Raw genomic sequence first — 20,803 nt, forward strand, 5'->3', positions numbered from 1 at the left:
CGCCCGCGCCGAAGGCGTCGTGTTGTGTGCGACCGTTGTCTAATACAGGATCAGCAGGGCACTCGGAAGGAGCCCGACATCACCAGCGAACTCCCGCGTCTCGCGGCGGTGACCCGGCCGCACCGGGGGGCCGGCTTGGCCGGTTCCCCAGTCGTGCCGTACCCGCACGGTGGCCTGGCACGGCACGCCAACCTGCCGCCGGGTGAGCGGCTGCGGGTGCTGCTGGTGGAGGACGACGAGGGCGACGCCTTCCTGGTCAGCGAACTGCTCGCCGAGACCAACTCGATGATCGACCTGCTGGTCGCCACCAGCCTCCGCGAGGCTCGGCAGCGGATCGGCGACGTCGACTGCGTCCTGCTCGACCTGGGCCTGCCCGACGCGCAGGGGCTGGACGGGCTGCGCCAGCTGCTGGAGATGTCAAGCGGCGCGGCGGTGTGTGTGCTGACCGGCCGCACGGACGAGCACCTGGGCGTCGTGGCGGTCGCCGAGGGCGCCCAGGACTATCTGGTCAAGGGCCAGGTCGACGGGGTGCTGCTGACCCGGGCGCTGCGGTACGCCGTGGAGCGGAAGCGCGCCGACGAGAACGCCCGCCGGTTGCGCGAGGTCGAGCTGCGCCAGGCCGAGTCGGCCCGACTCGAACGCGGTCTGCTGCCCCAACCGCTGATGACCACCGACCAGGTGGCGGTGCACACCTTCTACCGGCCGGGACGGCACGCCGCGTTGATCGGCGGGGACTTCTTCGACGTGGTGCAGACCCACCCGGACCGCCTCGACCTGATCGTCGGGGACGTCTGCGGGCACGGCGTCGACGAGGCCGCGCTCGGGGTCGAGCTGCGGGTGGCCTGGCGGGCCCTGGTGCTCGCCGGGGTCCCGGACGACGAGGTGCTGCCCGCCCTGGAGCAGGTGCTGATGAGTGAGCGCCGCCTTCAGGAGATCTTCGCGACGGTGGCCACCGTCCGACTGGACCTGGCCGCCAGCCGGGCCACCGTCCGACTGGCCGGGCACCCGCCGCCGCTGCTGCTCTCCGGCGGCCGGGTCGTCCCGGTGCCCGCGCCCGGTGGCCGGCTGCTTGGCGTACGACCCCGCCGGCCGATCGCCTACGACCTGGAGTTAGACACCGATGACTGGTCCCTGCTGATGTACACCGACGGCCTGATCGAGGGGCGGGTGGGTGCCGGCAACGAACGGCTCGACGTGCCGGGCCTCAGCGGCCTGCTCGACGAACCGGCCAACCGTTCGGTGACACTTCCCGAGCTGCCGGCCTGGCTGGTCGGCCGGGCCGAGCGGCTCAACGGTGGCCCGCTCGCCGACGACGTGGCCATGCTGCTGGTCAGCCGGGGTGGTGGCCGGTGAAGCCGGTCATCGGCGGCTGGAGTCTGCGCCGCCGGGTGATCACGCTGCTCACCGTCGTGGGCGTGCTGCTGATCGGCCTGGCCACCGCGGAGGCGGCGATGGCCGCCCGCAACCGCACCCAGATCGACGCCGTGCTGAACCAGACCGGCCCGTTGCGGGTGCAGTCGCAGGAGCTGCTCAACGCGCTGCTCGACCAGGAGACGGCGGTCCGGGGGTACGCGGTCAGCGGTGATCCGGCCGACCTGAACCCCTACCGGGAGGGCCTGGAGCAGGAGAAGACGGTCGTCGCCTCGATGCGGAAGCTGCTCGACGACTATCCACAGATCGGCCAGGAGCTGCGGATCGTCGAGGAGCAGGCGACGCAGTGGCGGCAGTCGGTGGCCGAGCCGGTGATCACGACCACCGAGCAGAGTGGCACCAGCGCCGGTCAGGCGCTGGTCACCGAACGGGCCCGGCAGCAGTTCGACCAGGTGCGGTCGGCGGTGAACGATCTCCAGGCGGAGATCCTGGACGCCCGGGAGCAGGCCGCCGCGAACGTCCGCACCAGCAGCAACATCCTGGTCGTCCTCCTGATCGTCGCCGCGCTGGTGGTGGTCGTCGCCGGGACGCTGCTGCTGCTCTCCCTCGATCGGATGGTCATCCGGCCGCTGATCGGGCTGGCCGACCAGGTCCGCGAGGTCGCCGAGGGTGACTACCAGCACGGCATCGCCACCACCGGCCCGCCGGAGTTCGTCCGGCTCGGCAAGGACGTGGACGCGATGCGGCAGAAGATCGCCGCCGACCTGGCCGAGGTCCGGGCCGCCCGCGAGCGCATCGAGTGGGTCAACAGCCAGCTCCAGAAGCAGGCCGAGGAGCTGACCCGGTCCAACCGTGACCTGGAGCAGTTCGCGTACGTGGCCTCGCACGACCTCCAGGAGCCGCTGCGCAAGGTCGCCAGCTTCTGCCAGCTGCTCCAGCGCCGTTACGCCGGGCAGCTCGACGAGCGGGCCGACCAGTACATCGCCTTCGCGGTGGACGGCGCGCAACGGATGCAGCGCCTGATCAACGACCTGCTCGCGTTCTCCCGGATCGGTCGACTCACCACCGGCTTCGTCGAGGTCGACCTCAACAAGGTGATGGGCGACGTGGCAGGTCAGACCGAGGCCGCCCGGCAGTACGCGGACGCCGAGCTGACCTGGACCGACCTGCCGGTGATCTCGGGCGAGGAGCCGCTGCTCACCAATCTGCTCGCCAATCTGGTCAGCAACTCGATCAAGTTCCGCCGTCCGGACGTACCGTCGAAGGTGCACGTCTCGGCGCGGTTGGTGGGTGCCGAGTGGGAGATCAGCTGCCAGGACAACGGCATCGGGATCGAGCCGGAGTTCGCCGACAAGATCTTCGTGATCTTCCAGCGGCTGCACTCGAAGGACGCGTACCCGGGCACCGGCATCGGGTTGGCGATCGTCAAGAAGATCGTCGAGTACCACGGCGGTCGGGTCTGGGTGGACACCGACGTGCCGGAGGGCACCGCGATCCGGTTCACCCTGCCGGCGCTCCCCGCCGACATCGCGGCGGCCGAGGCCGCCGAGAGGGCCGAGGGGGCCGACGACGGCGACTCGACGCCCCGGCCCGAGGCCGCGGCGGAGCTGGTGGAGCAGCCTGAGGGGTCGGACCAGCCGGACCGGGCCGACGAGGGGCCGCAAGGCGGTAGAACGGGTGACATGAGGGAGACGGTGGGATGACCGCGCCGGCGGATGGCAAGAGCCCGATCGAGGTCCTGCTCGTCGAGGACGACCCGGGTGACGTGCTGATGACCCAGGAGGCGTTCGAGGAACACAAGCTGCGCAACCGGCTGACCGTCGTCTCCGACGGGGCCGAGGCGCTTGCCTACCTGCGTCGGGAGGGCCAGTACGCGGACGCGGTGGCACCCGACCTGATCCTGCTCGACCTCAACCTCCCCCGGCGCGACGGCCGGGAGGTGCTCGAAGAGATCAAGAAGGACCAGGACCTGCGCCGGATCCCAGTGGTGGTGCTCACCACCTCGCAGGCCGACGAGGACATCCTGCGCAGCTACCAGCTGCACGCCAACGCCTACGTGACCAAGCCGGTGGACTTCGAGCGCTTCATCTCGGTGGTCCGCCAGATCGACGAGTTCTTCGTCAGCGTGGTCAAGTTGCCGCCGCGTGGCTGACACCCTGCTCGACGACGTCGGTGGCCTGCTCTGGGAGGCCGCCGACCAGGTCGTGCTGCCCCTGTTCCGCAAGCTCGACGACGACGACGTGTCGGAGAAGGCTCCCGGCGAGGTGGTGACCGTTGCCGACCGCCGGGCCGAGGAGCTGCTCTCGGCGGGGTTGCGCCGGCTGCGGCCGGGCTCGGTGGTAGTTGGCGAGGAGGGTGTCGCCGACGACCCGGGGTTGCTGCGGCACCTGCGCGACGGCGGGGACGTCTGGCTTGTCGACCCGGTCGACGGCACCGCGAACTTCGCCGCCGGTCGCCGACCGTTCGCCCTGATGGTGTCGCTGCTGAGCGGCGGACGGCCGAACGCCGGCTGGATCCTCGACCCGCTCGCCGACACCCTCGCCGTCGGCTCGGCGGACGAGGGCACCCTGCTCAACGGCCGGCCGGTGGACGTCGCCGGCTCGGTGCCGCCGCTCGGCGAGCTGCGCGGCGCGGCGATGACCAAGTTCCTGCCGGCGGAGACCCGGGACCGGGTCCGCGCCGGTGGCGGGCGGCTCGGTGAGCTGCTGCCCGGCCAGCACTGCGCCGGCCGGGAGTACCTGGACATCCTCACCGGCGAGCAGCAGTTCGTCCTCTTCTGGCGCACCCTGCCGTGGGACCACGCCCCGGGCACCCTCCTGGTGCAGGCCGCCGGGGGCGTCGCCCGCCGGTTCGACGGCGTCGACTACCACCCCGCCGACGACGGTCGCGGTCTGCTCGTCGCGACAAACGAGCAGGTCTGGACCGAGGTACGCGACGCTCTGCTCGACACCTGAATCACTCGTAGCGCGACCGCGTTGACACGCTCCGTCGACATCGAGACACCTCAAGGGTCAGGGGGCTGGTCACCGGCCCGCAGTCCGGTATCGTGACCGGCGGTCTCCGCCAGCAGGCCGCCGACCGGCGCCAACGTGCAGTGTTCATCGGAGGCCGGCGGTCGACGGAAGGACGCTTTCGTGCCCAGGACCAGGCTCAGCCCGCGGCTCGGTCGTCGCGCTCTGTTCGCACTGCTCGCCGCCGTCGCGTTGGTGCTCGGCGGCGCCGCCGTGCCGGCGTACGCGGAGCCGGGCGAGGGGGGCAGCAAGAAGCTGCAGGACGCCCTGGAGTTGACCGCCAAGGGCCACATCGAGGCCAAGGCCAAACTGGACAACTCCAAGCGTCGCCAGACGGCGCTGACCGGCGAGTTGACGACGCTCGAGGGTCGGCTTGTCGGGCTCACCGCCCAGGTGGGTGAGGTGGCCGCCCAGTCGTACCGCTTCGGTCGGCTGAGCGCGGCCTCGATGCTGCTCAACACCGCCACGCCGGAGGCGTTCCTGCAACGCGCGGGCGACCTCGACCTGATGGCCCAGCGGGACAGCAAGCGGCTGCGTGATCTCACCGAGGCCCGGCAGCAGGCGCAGCAGGCGAAGGTCGCCATCGACGCCGAGGTCCGCGAGCAGCAGAAGCAACTCGCCGTGATGGCGAAGAAGAAGAAGGAAGCCGAGGAGGCGCTCGCCGAGGTCAGCTCGGGCGGCAGCAACGGTTTCAGCGGTGCCAACTCCACCTCGGCGAAGCCGGCGCCGCGCAACTCCGACGGCTCCTGGCCGTCGGAGTCCTGCTCGGTGAAGGACCCGACCACCTCGGGATGCATCACGCCGCGCACCCTCAACGCGCTCAAGCAGACCCAGGCGGCCGGCTACAAGCGGCACGTCTCCTGCAAGCGCAGCGGTGGCAGCGGCGAGCACCCCAAGGGGCGGGCCTGCGACTTCTCGGCCGCCACCAACGGCTTCGAGGACAAGAACGCGACCGGCGGCGACAAGTCGTACGGGGACAGCCTGGCCGCCTGGCACGTACGCAACGCGGACCGGCTGGGCGTGCTCTACGTGATCTGGTACCGGCAGATCTGGCACCCCGGCACGGGGTGGCGTTCGTACAGTGGCAGCGGCAGTCCGGCGGCCTCCCACACGAACCATGTTCATCTCTCGATGTACTGACCCGGAGCCCCAGCTTCGCTGCGTACCATCGCGACGATGAGTTCCCCACCGTCCGACGTAGCGGCCCCGCCAGCTTCCCCGGCCGCGCCCGTGCCGGTCACCGGCCGGGCGCTGCCCAACGGCCTGGCCGCCTTCCTGGTCTTCTTCTCCAGCGGTGCCGTGCTGGTGCTGGAGACCGTCGCGCTTCGCCTGGTCGGCCCCTACGTCGGGGTGACCCTCCAGGTGACCAGCTCGGTGATCGGCATCGCGCTTGCCGCGATCGCCTACGGGGCGTGGTCCGGCGGTTGGCTCGCCGACCGACGCAACCCGCGCGGCCTGCTCGCGCCGGCCCTGGTGCTGGCCGGCATCGCCACCGCGGTCACCCTGCCCGTCGTCAGGTACGCGGGTGAGGTGCTGCGGGGCGGTGCGGCCAGCGGCATCCTGCTGCTCGTGGCGCTCGCGGTGTTCGTGCCGGCCGCGCTGTTGGCGGCGGTCACCCCGTTGGTGGTGAAACTTCAGCTCGCCGACCTGCGCCGCACCGGCCAGGTGGTCGGCCGGCTCTCCGGGATCGGCACCCTGGGCGGCATCACCGCCACCCTGGGTACCGGGTTCGTGCTTGTCGCCGCGTTGCGCAGCACCGTCATCCTGCTCGCCCTGGCGATCTCGCTCGGGCTGGTCGGTCTCGGTCTCGGCTGGTACCTGCGTCGGCAGGAGCCCACCGAGCTGCCCGGCCCGGCTCGGGCCCGGGCCGCGTTGGCAGTGCTCGGCCTGGTCGGGGCGGGGCTGACCACGGTGGCCCCCAACCCGTGCGACATCGAGACGGCGTACCACTGCGCCCGGGTCACCACGGACCCCGCCCGGCCCTCCGGACGGACCCTGCTGCTCAACTCGGCCCAGCACTCGTACGTGGACCTCGCCGACCCGAAGCACCTGGAGTACGCGTACACGAAGTGGATCGGGGCGGTCGCCGACGTCGCCGGGCCGGCCGGTCAGCGCCTGGACGCGCTGCACCTGGGCGGCGGCGGGTTCACCGTGCCGCGCTACCTGACCGCCACCCGACCCGGCACCGACAACCTCGTGTTCGAGATCGACGGTGGGCTTGTCGAGCTGGGCGAGGAGGAGTTGGGCCTACGGCCGGGGCCCGAGCTGCGGGCGGTCGTGGGTGACGCCCGGATGCTTGTCGCCGGCGAGCCGACCGACAGTCGTGACCTGGTGGTCGGTGATGCGTTCGGGCATCTGGTGGTGCCCTGGCACCTGGCCACCCGGGAGATGGCCGCCGACATCCGGCGGGTGACCCGCCCCGGCGGCGTGTACGTGCAGAACGTCATCGACTACCCGCCGCTGCGGTTCATCCGTGCCGAGCTGGCCACGGTGGCCGCCGAGTTCGGGCACGTCGCGTTGATCGCTCCGCCGGAGGCGCTCGCCGAGGAGCAGGGCTCCAACTTCCTCATCGTCGCCTCCGACGCGCCGCTGCCGCTGGAGGCCGCCCAGGCCCGGCTGGCCGAGGTGGACCCGAAGGTCAGCCTGCTCTCCGGCGCGGCGCTTACGGACTTCGTCGGCGGGGCGATGGTGTTGACCGACGACTACGCCCCGGTGGACCAACTGCTGGCCACCGCCTGATCGGGTGACAATCCTGACCGATTCCGATACTCCAGGTGTAGACCTGCCGTTCCTGGGCAACAACGCTGACCATGGGTGGTGGGGACCGAAACGGCGCGCAACTGCTCGATGAGCGGTACCGGCTGATCGAGCAGCTCGGCGCGGGTGGCATGTCGGTGGTCTGGCGTGGCTACGACGAGGTGCTCGGCCGCCAGGTCGCGGTGAAGGTGTTGGCGTCGCGGCTGGCCAGCGACCGGGCCTTCCGGCACCGCATCCGGATCGAGGCGCAGGCCGCCGCGCGGCTCTGCCATCCCAACATCACCAACGTGTACGACTACGGCGAGTCCGAGCAGGTCGGTCTCACCGTGCCGTACGTGGTGATGGAGCTTGTCGACGGCGCTTCGCTGGCCAGCCGGCTGGGCCGGGAGAGCCAACTGCCGTGGCGGGAGGCGGTGACCATCGGCGCCGAGGTCAGCTCGGCGCTCGCCACCGCGCACGCCCGCGGTGTGGTGCACCGGGACGTCACCCCGGGCAACGTCATGCTCACCTCGACCGGGGTCAAGGTGGTCGACTTCGGCATCTCCGCGCTCGTCGGGGAGAGCGAGAAAGGGCCGGACGGAGCGCTGTTGGGCACTCCCGCCTACCTCGCTCCCGAGCGGCTGGACAACGGCCAGGTCTCCCCGGCCACCGACGTGTACGCCGTGGGGCTGCTGCTCTACCGGATGCTCACCGGCCGACTGCCGTGGCGGGCCAGCACGACCACCCAGATGCTGCGCGCCCACATGTACAACGACCCGGAGCCGATGCCCGTCGTCCCGGGGATGCCCGACGGGGTGGCCGAGCTGGTCGGACGCTGTCTGGCCAAGCGGCCCGCCGACCGACCGGCCACCGCGGAGCTGACCCGGACGCTCGCCGAGGCGGCCGGCATGCTCGCGGCGGTGCCGGTCTCACCGGCCGGAGGGCCGCTGGACCCGGAGGCGTTGGCAAGCGCGGGCACCACGATCCTGCCCTGGTCCGCGGCGACCGACGCGCTGCCGATGTCGCGGACCCGTAACCGGACCCGGCGGGAGCACCGGCGGCGTCGGCGGGTGGAGGCCGGGGTGGCCGCCGTCGGCCTGATCGCGGTGACCGGGGCGATGTGGGGGTTCACCTCGCGTAGCCCGGCCAGCGGTGATGACCGGCCGACGACCGAGGCTCGGATGGGTCTGCCGGCGACGGTGCCCTGCGAGGTGGCGTACGCGCTGCGCACCGACTCCGGCAAGGACTTCGCCGCCGAACTGACTCTGACCAACACCGGTGGCCGTGAGCTGCGGGACTGGACGATGAGCTTCACGTTCCCCGGCCAGCAGACGGTGACGAAGGCTGAGCCGACGCCGGTGCAGCAGCACGGCAGCACCGTGCTGATCCGGCCGGCGGCGCAGCGCGCCACCCTGGCGCCCGGCGCGGCCGAGAAGCTCACCCTCACCGGGAAGTACAGCGGCGCGAACCCGCTGCCGGTGTCGTTCCGGCTCGGCGACGCGACCTGCGGCGTACGCGTCTCCGGGGTGGCTGGCAGCACGCCGGCCACCGTTGCGCCGAGCAAGGCGGCCACCACGGTGAAGGCCCCGCCGAAGAAGACGACGGCACGCAGCGGCGGCTCCGGCGCGGGTGCCACCAAGGCCAAGCCTCCGAAGGCCCCCAAGGCACCCGCCAAGGCGGGCAAGGGGCCGGGCGGTGGTGGTCCGGGAAAAGCGTGAAGGCCCCTGAGGGCCCCGGCAGTTCCGGGCCGAAAGCGACCAAGAGCAAGGGCAAGCCCGGCAAGTGACGCTCAGCGCATTCCCGCGAACCGCTGCACCTGGTCGATCCCACCCTCGACGATGAGCACGCCACCCTGGGGAAGCGCGGTGCCGTCGGACGCGTACCGGAAGCGTTCGCCCGGCAGTTTGGCGCCGACCACGCGTACCCCGTAACGCTCTTCGGGTCGCAGGTCGAGCAGGGTCCGCCCGGCCAGGGACTCCGGAACCCGGACGGTGGCGATGGCGAAGTCGTCGTCGAACTCGATGAAGTCGAGCAGGCGGCTCACGATCAGGTGCGCGACCCGGTCCCCGGTCTCCGCCTCCGGAAAGATCACGTGATGCGCGCCCACCGACGCCAGGATCTTGGCGTGCTTCTCCGAGGTGGCCCGGGCCCAGATCTGGGGCACACCAAGCTCCACAAGCGCCAGCACGGTGAGCACGCTCGCCTCCACCGAGGCCCCGATGGCCACCACCGCGCGCCCGAAACTGGTGATGCCCAGCTGCCGCAACGCCCCCTCCTCGGTCGAGTCGGCCTGCACCACCCGATCGAGCTGCGCCGACCAGCGCTGCACCTTCTCCGGGCTGCGGTCGATGGCCAACACCTCGCGGTTCATCCGGGTCAGCGACCCGGCCAGGTGGCAACCGAACCGACCCAACCCGATCACCGCGATGCCGCCGCTGTCCGCCCGTCTAGCCGACACCTCGACCCTCCTCGTTTCTAGGACCTAGCCGACGATTGGTTGTTCCTGGGGGTAGCGGTAGAGCCGGCGTCGAGTGTTCAGGGCGATCGCCGAGCCCAGGGTGAGCGTCCCGACCCGACCGATGAACATCAGCACGGTCAGAGCCAGTTGGCCGCCGGCCGGCAGCTCGGCGGCCAGACCGACGGTCAGACCCGTGGTGCTGAACGCCGAGGTGATCTCGAACAGCGCCGCGACGAAGCGGACACCCTCGGTGAGCAGCAGCAACAGCATGGTTCCGGCCATCACCAACGCGACGCTGAGCAACGCCACGGTGATTGCCTGCCGCTGGCTCGCGGTGGCCACCCGCCGGTGCCCGATCGTCACGTCGGGCTCGCCCCGCAACTCCGCCCAGATGGTGAACGCCAGCAGGAAGAAGGTGGAGACCTTGATGCCGCCGGCCGTGCTGGCGCTGCCACCGCCGATGAACATCAGCACGATCAGCAGGGGGTAGCTCTCCTCCTGAAGATCGGCGATGTTCAGGACGCTGAAGCCGCCGGTGCGGCTCAGCGCGATCTGGGTGAACGACGCGAGGACCTTGCCGGGTACGTCGTACTGGCCGATGGTGGCCGCGTTCGTCCACTCGGCGGCGAGCAGGCCACCGAAGCCGACGAGCAGCAGCACCACGCTGCCCCAGATGGTCAACTTCGTCGCCACCGCCCAGCGTGCGGGCTGACGCCACTCGCGGACCGCCTCGAACAGCGCCGGAAACCCGAGACCGCCGACGATCGCGCCGATCGCCAGGGGCAGCGACACCCACGGGTCACGGCTGAAGGCCAGCAGGCCGTCGGTGTACAGCGCGAAGCCACCGTTGTTGAACGCCTGCACGGCGTGGAAGACACCCGACCAGAGGGCCCGGCCGAACGGATAGTCGTAGGCCAGCCAGAGCCGACCGGCCACCAGCGTGGTCATCACGGCCTCGCAGGCGAAGACGGTCAACGCGATCCCGCGGAGCAACCGGCCCACGTCACCGATGCCGAACTCCGCCGTCTCGGCCTGCACCAGCAACCGGTTGCGCAGCCCGAGCTGACTGGAGACCACCAGGATGACCAACGCCGCGACGGTGAGGATGCCGAGACCACCGAGCTGGGTGAGCAGCGTGATCACCAGCAGTCCCCAGCCGGACCAGTAGTTCGGCGTGTCGGTGATCGCCATGCCGGTGACCGACACGGCCGAGGTGGCGGTGAACAGCGCGGTGACCACGGGAGGGCGTTCGTGCTCGGCGGTCGCCCAGCGCGCCATGAGCAACCCGGTACCGAGCAGGATCGGCACCAGGAACGCGAACGGCACCAGCCGCACGGGATTGCGGAAGAACCGGCGCACCAACCAATCTTCCTGTCCGCCCGTGACGCCGGAGGGGGAACGGGCATTCCGGAGGTTCATCTCCCGGCCAGCCATCGACCAACTGCTGGCTAATCGCGGGCGGTCTGCTTACCCGGACCACCGATGACAGGAGACGGCGTTGCGACGTACCCTCACGACCCTCGGCGTGGCCGGCGCGCTGCTGGCTGCCGCCGTGGCCCTGCCGACCATGGCCACGGCCGAACCGGCTGCGGACGCCGACGGCTCCCGGGCGAATGACCGACCGATCGTGATCGGTCACCGTGGTGCCAGCGGCTACCGGCCCGAGCACACGCTGGAGGCGTACCGGCTGGCGATCCGGATGGGTGCCGACTACATCGAGCCGGACCTGGTCTCCACCTCCGACGGCGTGCTCGTCGCCCGGCACGAGAACGAGATCTCCGGCACCACCGACGTGTCGACCCGCCCGGAGTTCGCCGCCCGGAAGGCGACGAAGACCATCGACGGCGTCGCGGTGACCGGGTGGTTCACCGAGGACTTCACCCTCGCCGAGCTGAAGACACTGCGCGCCAAGGAGCGGCTGCCGCAGGTACGCGTGGCGAACACCGCCTTCGACGGCCGCTTCGAGGTGCCTACCCTCCAGGAGGTCATCGACCTGGCCCGGACCGAGGGGCGGGCACGGGGCCGCACCATCGGCATCTACCCGGAGACCAAGCACCCGAGCTACTTCGCCTCGATCAAGCTGCCGTTGGAGGAGCCGCTGCTCCGCGTGCTGCGGCAGAACAAGCTGGACCGGAAGAACTCGCCGGTCTTCATCCAGTCGTTCGAGACGGCCAACCTGCGCCGCCTGAGCCGGCTGACCGATGTGAAGCTGGTCCAACTGCTCGACGCGGCCGGCCGCCCGTACGACTTCACCGTGGCCGGTGACGCCCGCACCTACCAGGACCTCGCCACGCCGGCCGGGTTGAAGTGGATCGCCGGGTACGCCGACGGTATCGGCGCGAACAAGAACCTGATCGTCCCCCGGAACGCCGCCGGCGCCCTGCTCGCCCCCACCACGGTGGTACGTGACGCGCACCGGGAGCACCTGCTCGTGCACTCCTGGACGTTCCGCGCCGAGAACCAGTTCCTCCCGGTGGACTTCCGGATCGGCACCGACCCGAACGCGCGTGGCGACATCACCGCCGAGTACGAACTCTTCCTCGGCCTGGGTCTCGACGGGATCTTCAGCGACCACCCGGACACCGCCGTCGCCGCCCGCGCCGGCCGCTGACCCCGAGAGCCGGCGGCGGGGTCTCGGGCGCCAGGGCCGCGAGATCGCACTCGATCCAGGATGTAGTGGTGTCCCGCCCGTCGGAGGCCACTACATCCAGGATCGATCACGATCATGAAGGCGGGCTGATGGCGTAGGACGACACACGGTTCGGGTGGTCCGTGGGGGGTCGGGCCATCGCGGGGCGAAACCCCGAGGCGGTGGTGCGGGCCGTTGTAACCCCCGACCACCTCAATCTTGTTACTTGTGTGTTTCTGCCACATAGCTCGTGGGTGAGGTCACTTCTAGCGTGGGCCGTCACGAAGAAGTTCTCTCCCTCCGAGTCCTCATGTGGAGTCGCAATGACGGTCCGGACGACGCGGCGGGTGTTCCTCTCCGCCGCCACGATGATGGCCGCGGCGTTGGCCGCCACGGCCTGTGGTAGCCCGCAGGACACCGCCACCGGCGGCGGCGACAGCGCCGCGCCGGTCAAGGTCGGCCTGGTGTACTCCCAGTCGGGAGCCCTGGCCAGCTATGGAAAGCAGTACATCGAGGGGTTCAAGGCGGGGCTGGACTTCGCCACGAAGGGCACCGGCAAGGTCGGTGACCGGAAGATCGAGCTGACCGAGGTCGACGACGCGGGCGACCCGGCCAAGGCGGTCTCCGCGGCGAAGGACCTGATCGGCAAGGGTACGAAGATCATTGCCGGCTCCACCGCCTCCGGTGTGGCGCTTCAGGTCGCGCCGATCGCGGCGCAGAACAAGGTGCTGTTCATCTCCGGCCCGGCCGCCACGGACGCGGTGACCGGCGCGAACAAGTACACCTTCCGCTCCGGTCGGCAGTCCTACCAGGATGTGGTGACCGCCAAGTCGTTCATCGGCGACCCGACAGGTAAGAAGGTCGTGGTCTTCGCCCAGGACGGCGCGTTCGGCGACGCCAACGAGGCGGCTGTCAAGGCCGTCATCGGCACTGCGGGCGCGACCGTGAGCAGTGTCCGGGCCCCGGCCAGCGCCACCGAGTTCACCCCGTTCGCCAGCCAGATCAAGGCGGCCAAGCCGGACCTGCTCTTCGTGGCGTGGGCGGGCACGACCGCCCCCGCCATGTGGCAGACCCTCGACCAGCAGGGCGTGCTGTCGTCCACCACCGTCGTCACCGGCCTGGACATCCGCGCCTCGTGGCCGACCTTCGGTGCCGCCGGCGCGAAGATCTCCTTCCTGTCGCACTACTTCGACGGTGCCAGCGACACCGAGGCCAGCAAGGCGCTCAAGGCCAAGGTCAACACCATCGACCTGTTCCACCCGGACGGTTTCGCCGCCGCGCAGATGGTGGTCCGCGCCGCCCAGGAGGGTGGGGACGACGTCGACAAGATGGTCACCGCGCTCGAGGGCTGGAGCTTCGACGGGGTCAAGGGCCAGATGACCATCCGGGCAGCCGACCACGCGCTGCTCCAGCCGATGTTCCAGGCCAAGCTGACCGGCAGCGGCACCGAATTCACCGCGACCGCCCAGAAGAGCCTCACCGGTGACGAGACCGCGCCGCCGGCCGTGGCCATGAAGGGCTGACCATGCTCGCCACCCGCGGTCTGACCTGGCGGATCGGTGAGGTCGCCATCGTCGACAGCGTCTACCTCGACCTGGCGCCCGGGGAGTTCCTGGGCGTCATCGGGCCGAACGGCGCCGGTAAGACCTCACTGTTCAACCTGATCACCGGCCTGCGCCGGGCCACCGAGGGCCGGATCACCCTGGACGGGCAGGACATCGAGGCGCTGCCGCCACACCGGCGGGCCCGCCTCGGTCTGGGTCGTACCTTCCAGGCGTCCTCGGTCTTCGGCTCACTGAGCGTGCGGGAGAACGTCCGGCTCGCCGTGCAGGCGCACCGCGGGGGATCGATGGCACTGTGGCGGCGGGCGGCGGCCGACCGGGAGGTCGCCGCCGCCGCCGACGCGGCGCTCGACCGGGTCGGCCTCGCCCACCGGGGTACGGCCCTGGCCGGCACCCTGGCCCACGGCGAGAAGCGCAAGCTGGAAATCGCCCTGCTGCTCGCCGGTGAACCGCGGGTGATGCTGCTCGACGAGCCGATGGCCGGGGTCAGCGCCGAAGACGTGCCCGAACTGGTGGCCGTCATCAAGTCGTTGACCGGCGACAGCGGCCGGGCGGTGCTGATGGTCGAACACCACATGGACGTCATCCTGGAGTTGGCCGACCGGATCGCCGTCATGCACCACGGCGCGCTGCTGGCCTGCGACACCCCGGAGACGGTGATGGCCAACCCCACGGTGCAAGAGGCCTATCTGGGGGAGTCGCTGTGAGCGCGAGGAGTGAGCCGGGTTTGCGAGCCCCGCAGTCGCGAACGGAGGCAGCGCTGTGAGCGAACCGATTCTCAGTGTGGAGGATCTGTCGGTCCGGATCTCCGGGCTGCACATCCTCCAGGGGGTGTCCTTCACTGTCGCCCCGACCGGCGTAACGGTCCTGCTCGGCCGCAACGGCGTGGGCAAGACCACCACGCTTCGCGCGATCGTCGGCCTCACCCCACCTGCGGGGGAGGTCCGCGGCACCATCCGGATGGGCGCGCAGAGCCTGCTGGCCCGACCGACGCACCGGCTGGTCCGTGGTGGGCTCGGCTACGTGCCCGAGGACCGCTGCGTGTTCGCCGGCCTCACCGTCGCGGAGAACCTGCGGCTCGCCGAGCGGCGCGGCACCACCCCGGCGTACGACAAGGTCTTTGCGCTCTTCCCGGAGCTGGACCGGCGCGGACGGCAACGGGCCGGCTCGCTCTCCGGCGGCCAGCAGCAGATGCTCGCGATCGGTCGGGTGCTGCTCAACGACAACCGGCTGCTACTTGTCGACGAGCCGACCAAGGGGTTGGCGCCGAAGGTGGTGACCGAGGTGGCCGAGGTGTTGGAGCGGGTCGCGGAGTCGGTGCCGGTGCTGCTCGTCGAGCAGAACCTGGCGGTGGTACGCCGACTGGCCCGCGACGCGGTCGTGCTCGCCGCCGGCAAGGTGGCCTGGACCGGCGACGCCCGCGAGTTGCTGTTGGAGACGGCGTTGACCAAGTCGCTGCTCGGTGTCGGCTCGGCGGAGGTGAACCACTGATGGGAACCGTGATCCTCCTGGCGTTGACCGGGCTGGGCCTGGCGGCGCTGTACTTCCTCGTCGCCTCCGGCCTGTCGCTGGTCTTCGGTCTGGCCGACGTGCTCAACTTCGCGCACGGGCTGTTCCTCGGCGTCGGCGCGTACGGCACGTGGTGGGCGGCGGGCAACCTGCCCGGCGCTGGGTCCGACGGGTTCGGCTTCGTGCTCGCTGTCGCCTTCGGGGTGGCCGCCGGCACGCTCGTCGCGGTGCTGGTCGAACTGGTGCTGATCCGGCCGCTCTACTCCCGCACCATCGAGCAGGTGCTCGTCACCGTCGGCCTGTCGCTGGCCGGGGTGGCGTTGCTCCAGGCCACCTGGGGTGCGGATGCCCGGCCGTTCCCGCGTCCGGACTGGACCCGGCAGGTGACCGGGATCCTCGGCGCGCAGGTGCCGAACGGGGGCCTGCTGCTGATCATCGCGGCGGTGCTGGTGCTCGGCGCGATCCTGGCGTTCCTGCGGTGGACCCGGTACGGCCTGGTGATCCGGGCCGGGGTGGAGAACCGGGAGATGGTGACCGCGCTCGGCATCGACGTGCGCAAGGCGTTCACCCTGGTCTTCGCGATCGGTGGGGCGGCCGCCGCGCTCGCCGGTGCGCTCGGCGGGGTCTACTTCGGCACCGTCTCGCCCGGTCAGGGCGGCTCGCTGCTGATCTTCGCGTTCATCGTGGTGGTGATCGGCGGGATGGGCTCGGTGGTCGGCTCCGCGTACGCGGCGGTCGTGGTCGGGCTGGTGCAGCAGTTCGTCAACTACTACGGCACGTCCGGGCTTGGCGACATCTGCGTGGTCGGGCTGCTGGCCGTGGTGCTGCTGCTGCGCCCGCAGGGCATCGCCGGAAAGGTGGCAACGGCATGACGCTTCTCCAGACAACACCGACGCCGACGCCCACCGCGCCGAAACCCGGCCGTGCGCACCGGGTCCGCCCGTTCCTGCCGCTCGTCGCGCTCGTGGTCCTCGCGATCCTGCCGTACTCGACGATCTCCCTGCCGGGGATCTTCGAGGGGCCGGTCAACTCACCCGGCACCCTGCAACTGCTCGCCATCTGCCTGATCTTCGGCGGGCTCGCGGCCGGGTACGACCTGCTCTTCGGCCGCACCGGGATGCTCTCCTTCGGCCACGCGCTGTACTTCGCCGCAGGTGTCTACGGCACCGACATCCTGGTCACCCGGGCCGGTCTGCCGCTGTGGCAGGCGGCGGTGCTCACGATCACCGGCGGCACCATCCTCGCGGCGCTGCTCGGCGCGGTGGCGCTGCGTACGGTGGGCATCGCGTTCGCCATGGTCACGTTGGCCTTCGCCCAGGTCGGGGCGATCCTGGTGGCCCGGGACTTCGGCGGGCTCACCGGCGGCGAGGAGGGCCTGCCGCTCGACGTGTCCGGGTTGCCCGCCGGCCTGGTCGGGGTGACGAACACGGTCAACCTCTACTGGCTGGCGCTGGCGTACCTGACGCTCGTGGTCTTCGTGGTGCACCGGGTGAGCGGGTCGCCGACCGGGCGGGTGCTCGCCGGGCTGCGCGACGACGAGCGGCGGATCGGCGTGCTCGGGCTGGACCCGTACCGCTACAAGCTTGTGGCGTTCACCCTGGCCGGCGGGCTGGCGTCGGCGGGCGGGGTGGTCTACGTCCTGATCGTCGGCGGCGCGTCGCCGCACATCACGTCCTCCGAGCTGACCCTGTCGCTGCTGGTCATGGTGGTGCTCGGCGGGCCGGGCACCCGGTGGGGGCCGGTGCTCGGCGGTGTCCTCTACATGTACCTGGACCACCGGCTCACCGCCTTCGGCACGAGCGACGCGGTGGACAACCTGCCGGCGGTCCTGAGTCGCCCACTGAGCCAGCCCCTCTTCGTCCTCGGCACGGTCTTCATCCTGGCCGTCTACTTCTTCCCAGGAGGTCTGACCAGCCTCGCCCCCCGCGTAACCCACCTGACCCGAGCCCTCCGCCCCCGATCCCGCCGCTAATCCCGTTGATCAAGAGGTTTGCGTCAGAATCCGCCCGGATCATGACGCAAACCTCTTGATCAACAGGGGCTTGACGGATGGCGCTGGTAGAAATGCCGGGTGGAGACAGCAGAGCGGGCAGCCGTACGGGAGCGGGCCGAGGCGGTGCTGCGCCGGCTGGCCGGTGACCACGCCCGGCTACGTGAGGATCAGTGGCGCGCCATCGAGGCGCTCGTCGTCGACCGGCGGCGGGTGCTCTGCGTCCAACGGACCGGTTGGGGCAAGTCGGCCGTCTACTTCGTGGCCACCGCGCTGCTGCGAGAGGCCGGGGAGCACGGCCCCACGGTCATCGTCTCCCCGCTGCTGGCGTTGATGCGCAACCAGGTCGAGGCGGCTGCCCGGGCCGGCATCCGAGCCCGCACGATCAACTCGGCGAACCTCGACGAGTGGGACGAGATCACCGCCGAGATCCAGACCGGCTCGGTGGACGTGCTGCTGATCAGCCCGGAACGACTCAACAACCCGGACTTCCGCGACAGCGTCCTGCCGAAGCTTGCCGCGACCACCGGCCTGCTTGTCGTCGACGAGGCGCACTGCGTCTCCGACTGGGGGCACGACTTCCGGCCCGACTACCGGCGGCTGCGGACGTTCCTCGCCGAGTTGCCCGAGCGCACTCCCGTGCTGGCGACCACCGCCACCGCCAACGCACGGGTCACCCAGGACGTCGCCGAGCAGCTGGGCGACGCCCTCATCCTGCGCGGCACCCTGGACCGCGAGTCGCTGCGCCTCGGGGTGCTCGACCTGCCCAGCCCGGCGCACCGGCTGGCCTGGCTCGCCGACCACCTGGACCAGCTGCCCGGCTCCGGCATCGTCTACACGCTGACCGTTGCGGCAGCGGGGGAGACGGCCGAGTTCCTGCGCTCCCGGGGCTACCCGGTCGCCTCGTACAGCGGGCAGTCCGACGACGCCGACCGGCGGGCCGCCGAACAGGACCTGCTCGACAACAAGATCAAGGCGCTGGTCGCCACGAGTGCCCTGGGCATGGGCTTCGACAAGCCCGACCTGGGCTTCGTCGTCCACCTCGGCGCGCCGCCCTCGCCGATCGCGTACTACCAGCAGGTCGGCCGCGCCGGCCGCGCCGTCGAGCACGCCGAGGTACTGCTGCTGCCCGGCATCGAGGACGCCGCGATCTGGCGCTACTTCGCCTCGCTGGCGTTCCCACCGGAGCAGCAGGTCCGGGCCGTGCTGGCCGCCCTGCACGACGACCGCCCGCTCTCCACGCAGGCCCTCGAGCCCCTCGTCGACCTGCGCCGGGCCCGGTTGGAGCTGATGCTCAAGGTGCTCGACGTCGACGGCGCGGTCCGCCGGGTGCGCGGTGGTTGGCTCGCCACCGGCGAGCCGTGGGTCTACGACGAGGCCCGGTTGCGCCGCGTCGCCGAGGCACGCACCGTCGAGCAACAGGCCATGCGGGAGTACGCGACCACGTCCGACTGCCGGATGCGGTATCTACGGGAACGTCTGGACGACACCGAGGCGGTCGACTGCGGCCGCTGCGACAGGTGTGCCGACCCACTCTTCGCCGCCGACGTGTCGACGGCCGCGCTCACCGCCGCGCAGACCTTCCTGGGCCGACCCGGCGTGGAGATCGCGCCGAAGAAGCTCTGGCCGACCGGGCTCGACGCGGTGGGCGTACCCCTCAAAGGCCGGATCGCCCCCGCGGACCAAGCGCTGCCGGGCCGTGCCGTCGGGCGCCTCTCCGACCTGGGCTGGGGTGGCCGGTTGCGGGATCTCGTCGGCCCGGAGTCGCCGGACGCGCCGGTGCCTGACGACGTCGCCGGCGCGGTCGTGGAGGTGCTGAAGGCATGGGCGCACGGCGACGACCCGTGGCCCCGCCGGCCGGTGGCGGTGGTCGCGGTCGGTTCCCGACGGCGGCCCCGCCTGCTCGGTTCGCTCGCCGAGCGGATCGCCACCGTGGGCCGGCTGCCACTGCTCGGCGAGGTCACCGCTACCGGCCCCGGCGGCCCGGCCGGGGCGCGCGGCAACAGCGCCCAACGGGTACGCGCGTTGCACGACACCTTCACCGTGCCCGCCGACCTGGCCGAGGCGCTGGCCGGGCTGGACGGCCCGGTTCTGCTCGTCGACGACCTGATCGACTCGGGCTGGACGATGACTCTCGTCGCCCGAGCCCTGCGCCGGGCCGGCGCGACCGACGTGCTCCCGCTCGCCCTCGCCGTGGCCGGCTGACCCGCTGCCGTTCGCGGTCCCGTTCTATCCGGTTGGCGGAAAGTTCCCCGGCGCCGCCGAATGCGACAGTCGCCACGCCGTCAGGTCGCCGGCCTGGGCCGGCTGCGCACGGCGGTAACGTGGGCACCATGACCGACCAGCAGCCCGTCACCTGCGCGCACGGTGTCACGGGCACGACCGCCGTCGACGAGGCCGGCCACCCGCTGGGCGTTGGCGGTGCCTGACCAGCTCTCCGCAGGGCCGGTTCCGGACGAGGTGTCCGCGATGCCGGGCTCTGACGAGGTGCCTGCGGTGCCGGGCTCTGATCGTGAGGCTGCAGTGCCGGGGTTTGACCGTGAGGCTGCGGAGGCGGTCGTCGACGGGGTCTCGGGCGGTCCGGACCGGAGCACTCTCCGGTTGGCGCTCGTGGTCGGCGGGCTGGTGCTGGCGGTGCTGCTCGGCTTCGGCCTCGGCCGGCTGAACGCCACCGGTGCCGCCACCGGCGGCCCGTCGTCGGGGGCCGAGCACACCGACCCGCCGGGCGTCGCCCCGCACAGCCACGGCTCCGCAACGGGCACCGATCAGGGCGCGCCCACCGAGCCGGGCGGTCTGGCGGTCAGCTCGGCCGGGCTCACGCTGGCCCCCCTGGCCACCGAGTTCGTGGCGGGTCGCGCGGGTCAGCTCCGCTTCCAGGTGCGTGACGCCCAGCGCCGACCGGTCACCCGATTCGCCATCGTGCACGACAAGCCGATGCACCTCATCGTCGTCCGGCGGGACCTGGGCGGTTACCAGCACCTGCACCCCACCATGGCGGCGGACGGCACCTGGTCGGTGCCGTTGACCCTCGCGCAGCCAGGCCTCTGGCGCGCGTACGCCGACTTCACAGTGGTCGCCGACAATGGCGCGCAGACCGCGGTGACCCTCGGTACGGATCTGGTCGTGCCCGGCGACTACCAGCCCCGCCCACTGCCGGGGCCGGCCACCTCGACGACCGTGGACGGCTTCACCGTCGGCTACCAGGGCACTCCGCAGGCCGGGGCGACCGTGCCGCTGACCTTCCGGGTCGACGGTGTTGGCGGTGCCGCCCGGTTGGAGCGGTACCTCGGGGCGTACGGGCATCTGGTGGCGTTGCGCGAGGGCGACCTCGGCTACCTGCACGTGCACCCGGAGACCGAGCTGGTGGACGGTCAGATCAGGTTCTGGTTGACCACCCCCGGCCCCGGCCGCTACCGCCTCTACCTCGACTTCCAGGTGAACGCCGAAGTCCGAACCGCCGAGTTCACCCTAACCGTCCCCTAACCACCCACCCGTCCCCACTTCCGCCATGCGCGGCGCGCTTCCCCGACGTCGACC

Annotated in this window: 17 protein-coding genes; 15 read left to right on the forward strand and 2 right to left on the reverse strand. The window is 71.3% G+C overall.

Translation table 11 applies throughout. From position 1 onward, the window contains the following. Window positions 1-153 precede the first annotated feature (153 nt). The 7 genes from ACWER9_RS16535 to ACWER9_RS16565 all read left to right on the forward strand — a co-directional run bounded on the left by ACWER9_RS16535 (window position 154) and on the right by ACWER9_RS16565 (window position 8,836). The gene (locus tag ACWER9_RS16535; RefSeq protein ID WP_452302644.1) at window positions 154-1,353 is read left to right on the forward strand and encodes a PP2C family protein-serine/threonine phosphatase; all 1,200 of its coding nucleotides are present in this window, start codon (window positions 154-156) and stop codon (window positions 1,351-1,353) included. Beyond that, on the forward strand, window positions 1,350-3,074 hold the full coding sequence (locus ACWER9_RS16540) for a sensor histidine kinase (RefSeq protein ID WP_452302628.1): 1,725 nt from the start codon (window positions 1,350-1,352) through the stop codon (window positions 3,072-3,074). The genes ACWER9_RS16535 and ACWER9_RS16540 overlap by 4 nt, the downstream gene beginning before the upstream one ends. Further along, window positions 3,071-3,523 carry a response regulator gene (locus ACWER9_RS16545; protein ID WP_030491688.1) on the forward strand — a complete coding sequence of 151 codons (453 nt, stop codon included), beginning with the start codon at window positions 3,071-3,073 and terminating at the stop codon, window positions 3,521-3,523. Before ACWER9_RS16540 ends, ACWER9_RS16545 begins: the two co-directional genes overlap by 4 nt. Continuing rightward, complete coding sequence (locus tag ACWER9_RS16550; RefSeq protein ID WP_452302629.1) at window positions 3,516-4,325, forward strand: inositol monophosphatase family protein; 810 nt, start codon at window positions 3,516-3,518, stop codon at window positions 4,323-4,325. The genes ACWER9_RS16545 and ACWER9_RS16550 overlap by 8 nt, the downstream gene beginning before the upstream one ends. A 180-nt stretch (window positions 4,326-4,505) precedes the next feature. After that, window positions 4,506-5,522, forward strand: coding sequence for a coiled-coil domain-containing protein (locus ACWER9_RS16555; protein WP_452302630.1), 1,017 nt, complete (start codon window positions 4,506-4,508; stop codon window positions 5,520-5,522). A gap of 36 nt (window positions 5,523-5,558) precedes the next feature. Continuing rightward, the gene (locus tag ACWER9_RS16560) at window positions 5,559-7,121 is read left to right on the forward strand and encodes a fused MFS/spermidine synthase (RefSeq protein ID WP_452302631.1); all 1,563 of its coding nucleotides are present in this window, start codon (window positions 5,559-5,561) and stop codon (window positions 7,119-7,121) included. A gap of 71 nt (window positions 7,122-7,192) precedes the next feature. Continuing rightward, window positions 7,193-8,836: a protein kinase domain-containing protein gene (locus ACWER9_RS16565; RefSeq protein ID WP_452302632.1), complete on the forward strand. Its 1,644-nt coding sequence runs from the start codon at window positions 7,193-7,195 to the stop codon at window positions 8,834-8,836. Between the two features lie 71 nt (window positions 8,837-8,907). Here ACWER9_RS16565 and ACWER9_RS16570 read toward each other — a convergent pair whose 3' ends face one another. Both ACWER9_RS16570 and ACWER9_RS16575 read right to left on the reverse strand, forming a co-directional pair. After that, complete coding sequence (locus ACWER9_RS16570; protein WP_452302633.1) at window positions 8,908-9,576, reverse strand: potassium channel family protein; 669 nt, start codon at window positions 9,574-9,576, stop codon at window positions 8,908-8,910. A gap of 24 nt (window positions 9,577-9,600) precedes the next feature. Continuing rightward, window positions 9,601-10,995: a TrkH family potassium uptake protein gene (locus ACWER9_RS16575; protein WP_452302634.1), complete on the reverse strand. Its 1,395-nt coding sequence runs from the start codon at window positions 10,993-10,995 to the stop codon at window positions 9,601-9,603. A gap of 79 nt (window positions 10,996-11,074) precedes the next feature. Between ACWER9_RS16575 and ACWER9_RS16580 the strand changes: the two genes are divergently transcribed. From ACWER9_RS16580 to ACWER9_RS16615, 8 genes are all read left to right on the forward strand, one after another. Next, window positions 11,075-12,187, forward strand: coding sequence for a glycerophosphodiester phosphodiesterase (locus ACWER9_RS16580; RefSeq protein WP_452302635.1), 1,113 nt, complete (start codon window positions 11,075-11,077; stop codon window positions 12,185-12,187). Window positions 12,188-12,528: 341 nt separating this feature from the next. Further along, the gene (locus tag ACWER9_RS16585) at window positions 12,529-13,728 is read left to right on the forward strand and encodes a substrate-binding domain-containing protein (RefSeq protein ID WP_452302636.1); all 1,200 of its coding nucleotides are present in this window, start codon (window positions 12,529-12,531) and stop codon (window positions 13,726-13,728) included. 2 nt (window positions 13,729-13,730) lie between these two features. Then, a complete protein-coding gene (locus ACWER9_RS16590; RefSeq protein WP_357355103.1) occupies window positions 13,731-14,474 on the forward strand; it encodes an ABC transporter ATP-binding protein in 744 nt (247 codons plus the stop codon). A gap of 55 nt (window positions 14,475-14,529) precedes the next feature. Then, complete coding sequence (locus ACWER9_RS16595) at window positions 14,530-15,258, forward strand: ABC transporter ATP-binding protein (protein ID WP_452302637.1); 729 nt, start codon at window positions 14,530-14,532, stop codon at window positions 15,256-15,258. Continuing rightward, window positions 15,258-16,148, forward strand: coding sequence for an ABC transporter permease subunit (locus ACWER9_RS16600; RefSeq protein WP_435208157.1), 891 nt, complete (start codon window positions 15,258-15,260; stop codon window positions 16,146-16,148). Before ACWER9_RS16595 ends, ACWER9_RS16600 begins: the two co-directional genes overlap by 1 nt. Further along, window positions 16,145-17,248, forward strand: coding sequence for a branched-chain amino acid ABC transporter permease (locus tag ACWER9_RS16605; RefSeq protein WP_452302638.1), 1,104 nt, complete (start codon window positions 16,145-16,147; stop codon window positions 17,246-17,248). The genes ACWER9_RS16600 and ACWER9_RS16605 overlap by 4 nt, the downstream gene beginning before the upstream one ends. 99 nt (window positions 17,249-17,347) lie before the next feature. Beyond that, window positions 17,348-19,471: a DEAD/DEAH box helicase gene (locus ACWER9_RS16610; protein WP_452302639.1), complete on the forward strand. Its 2,124-nt coding sequence runs from the start codon at window positions 17,348-17,350 to the stop codon at window positions 19,469-19,471. A 318-nt stretch (window positions 19,472-19,789) separates the two neighbouring features. Beyond that, complete coding sequence (locus tag ACWER9_RS16615; protein ID WP_452302640.1) at window positions 19,790-20,749, forward strand: hypothetical protein; 960 nt, start codon at window positions 19,790-19,792, stop codon at window positions 20,747-20,749. The last annotated feature ends 54 nt before the right edge of the window (window positions 20,750-20,803 follow it).

This window comes from Micromonospora sp. NPDC003944, from assembly GCF_053605225.1.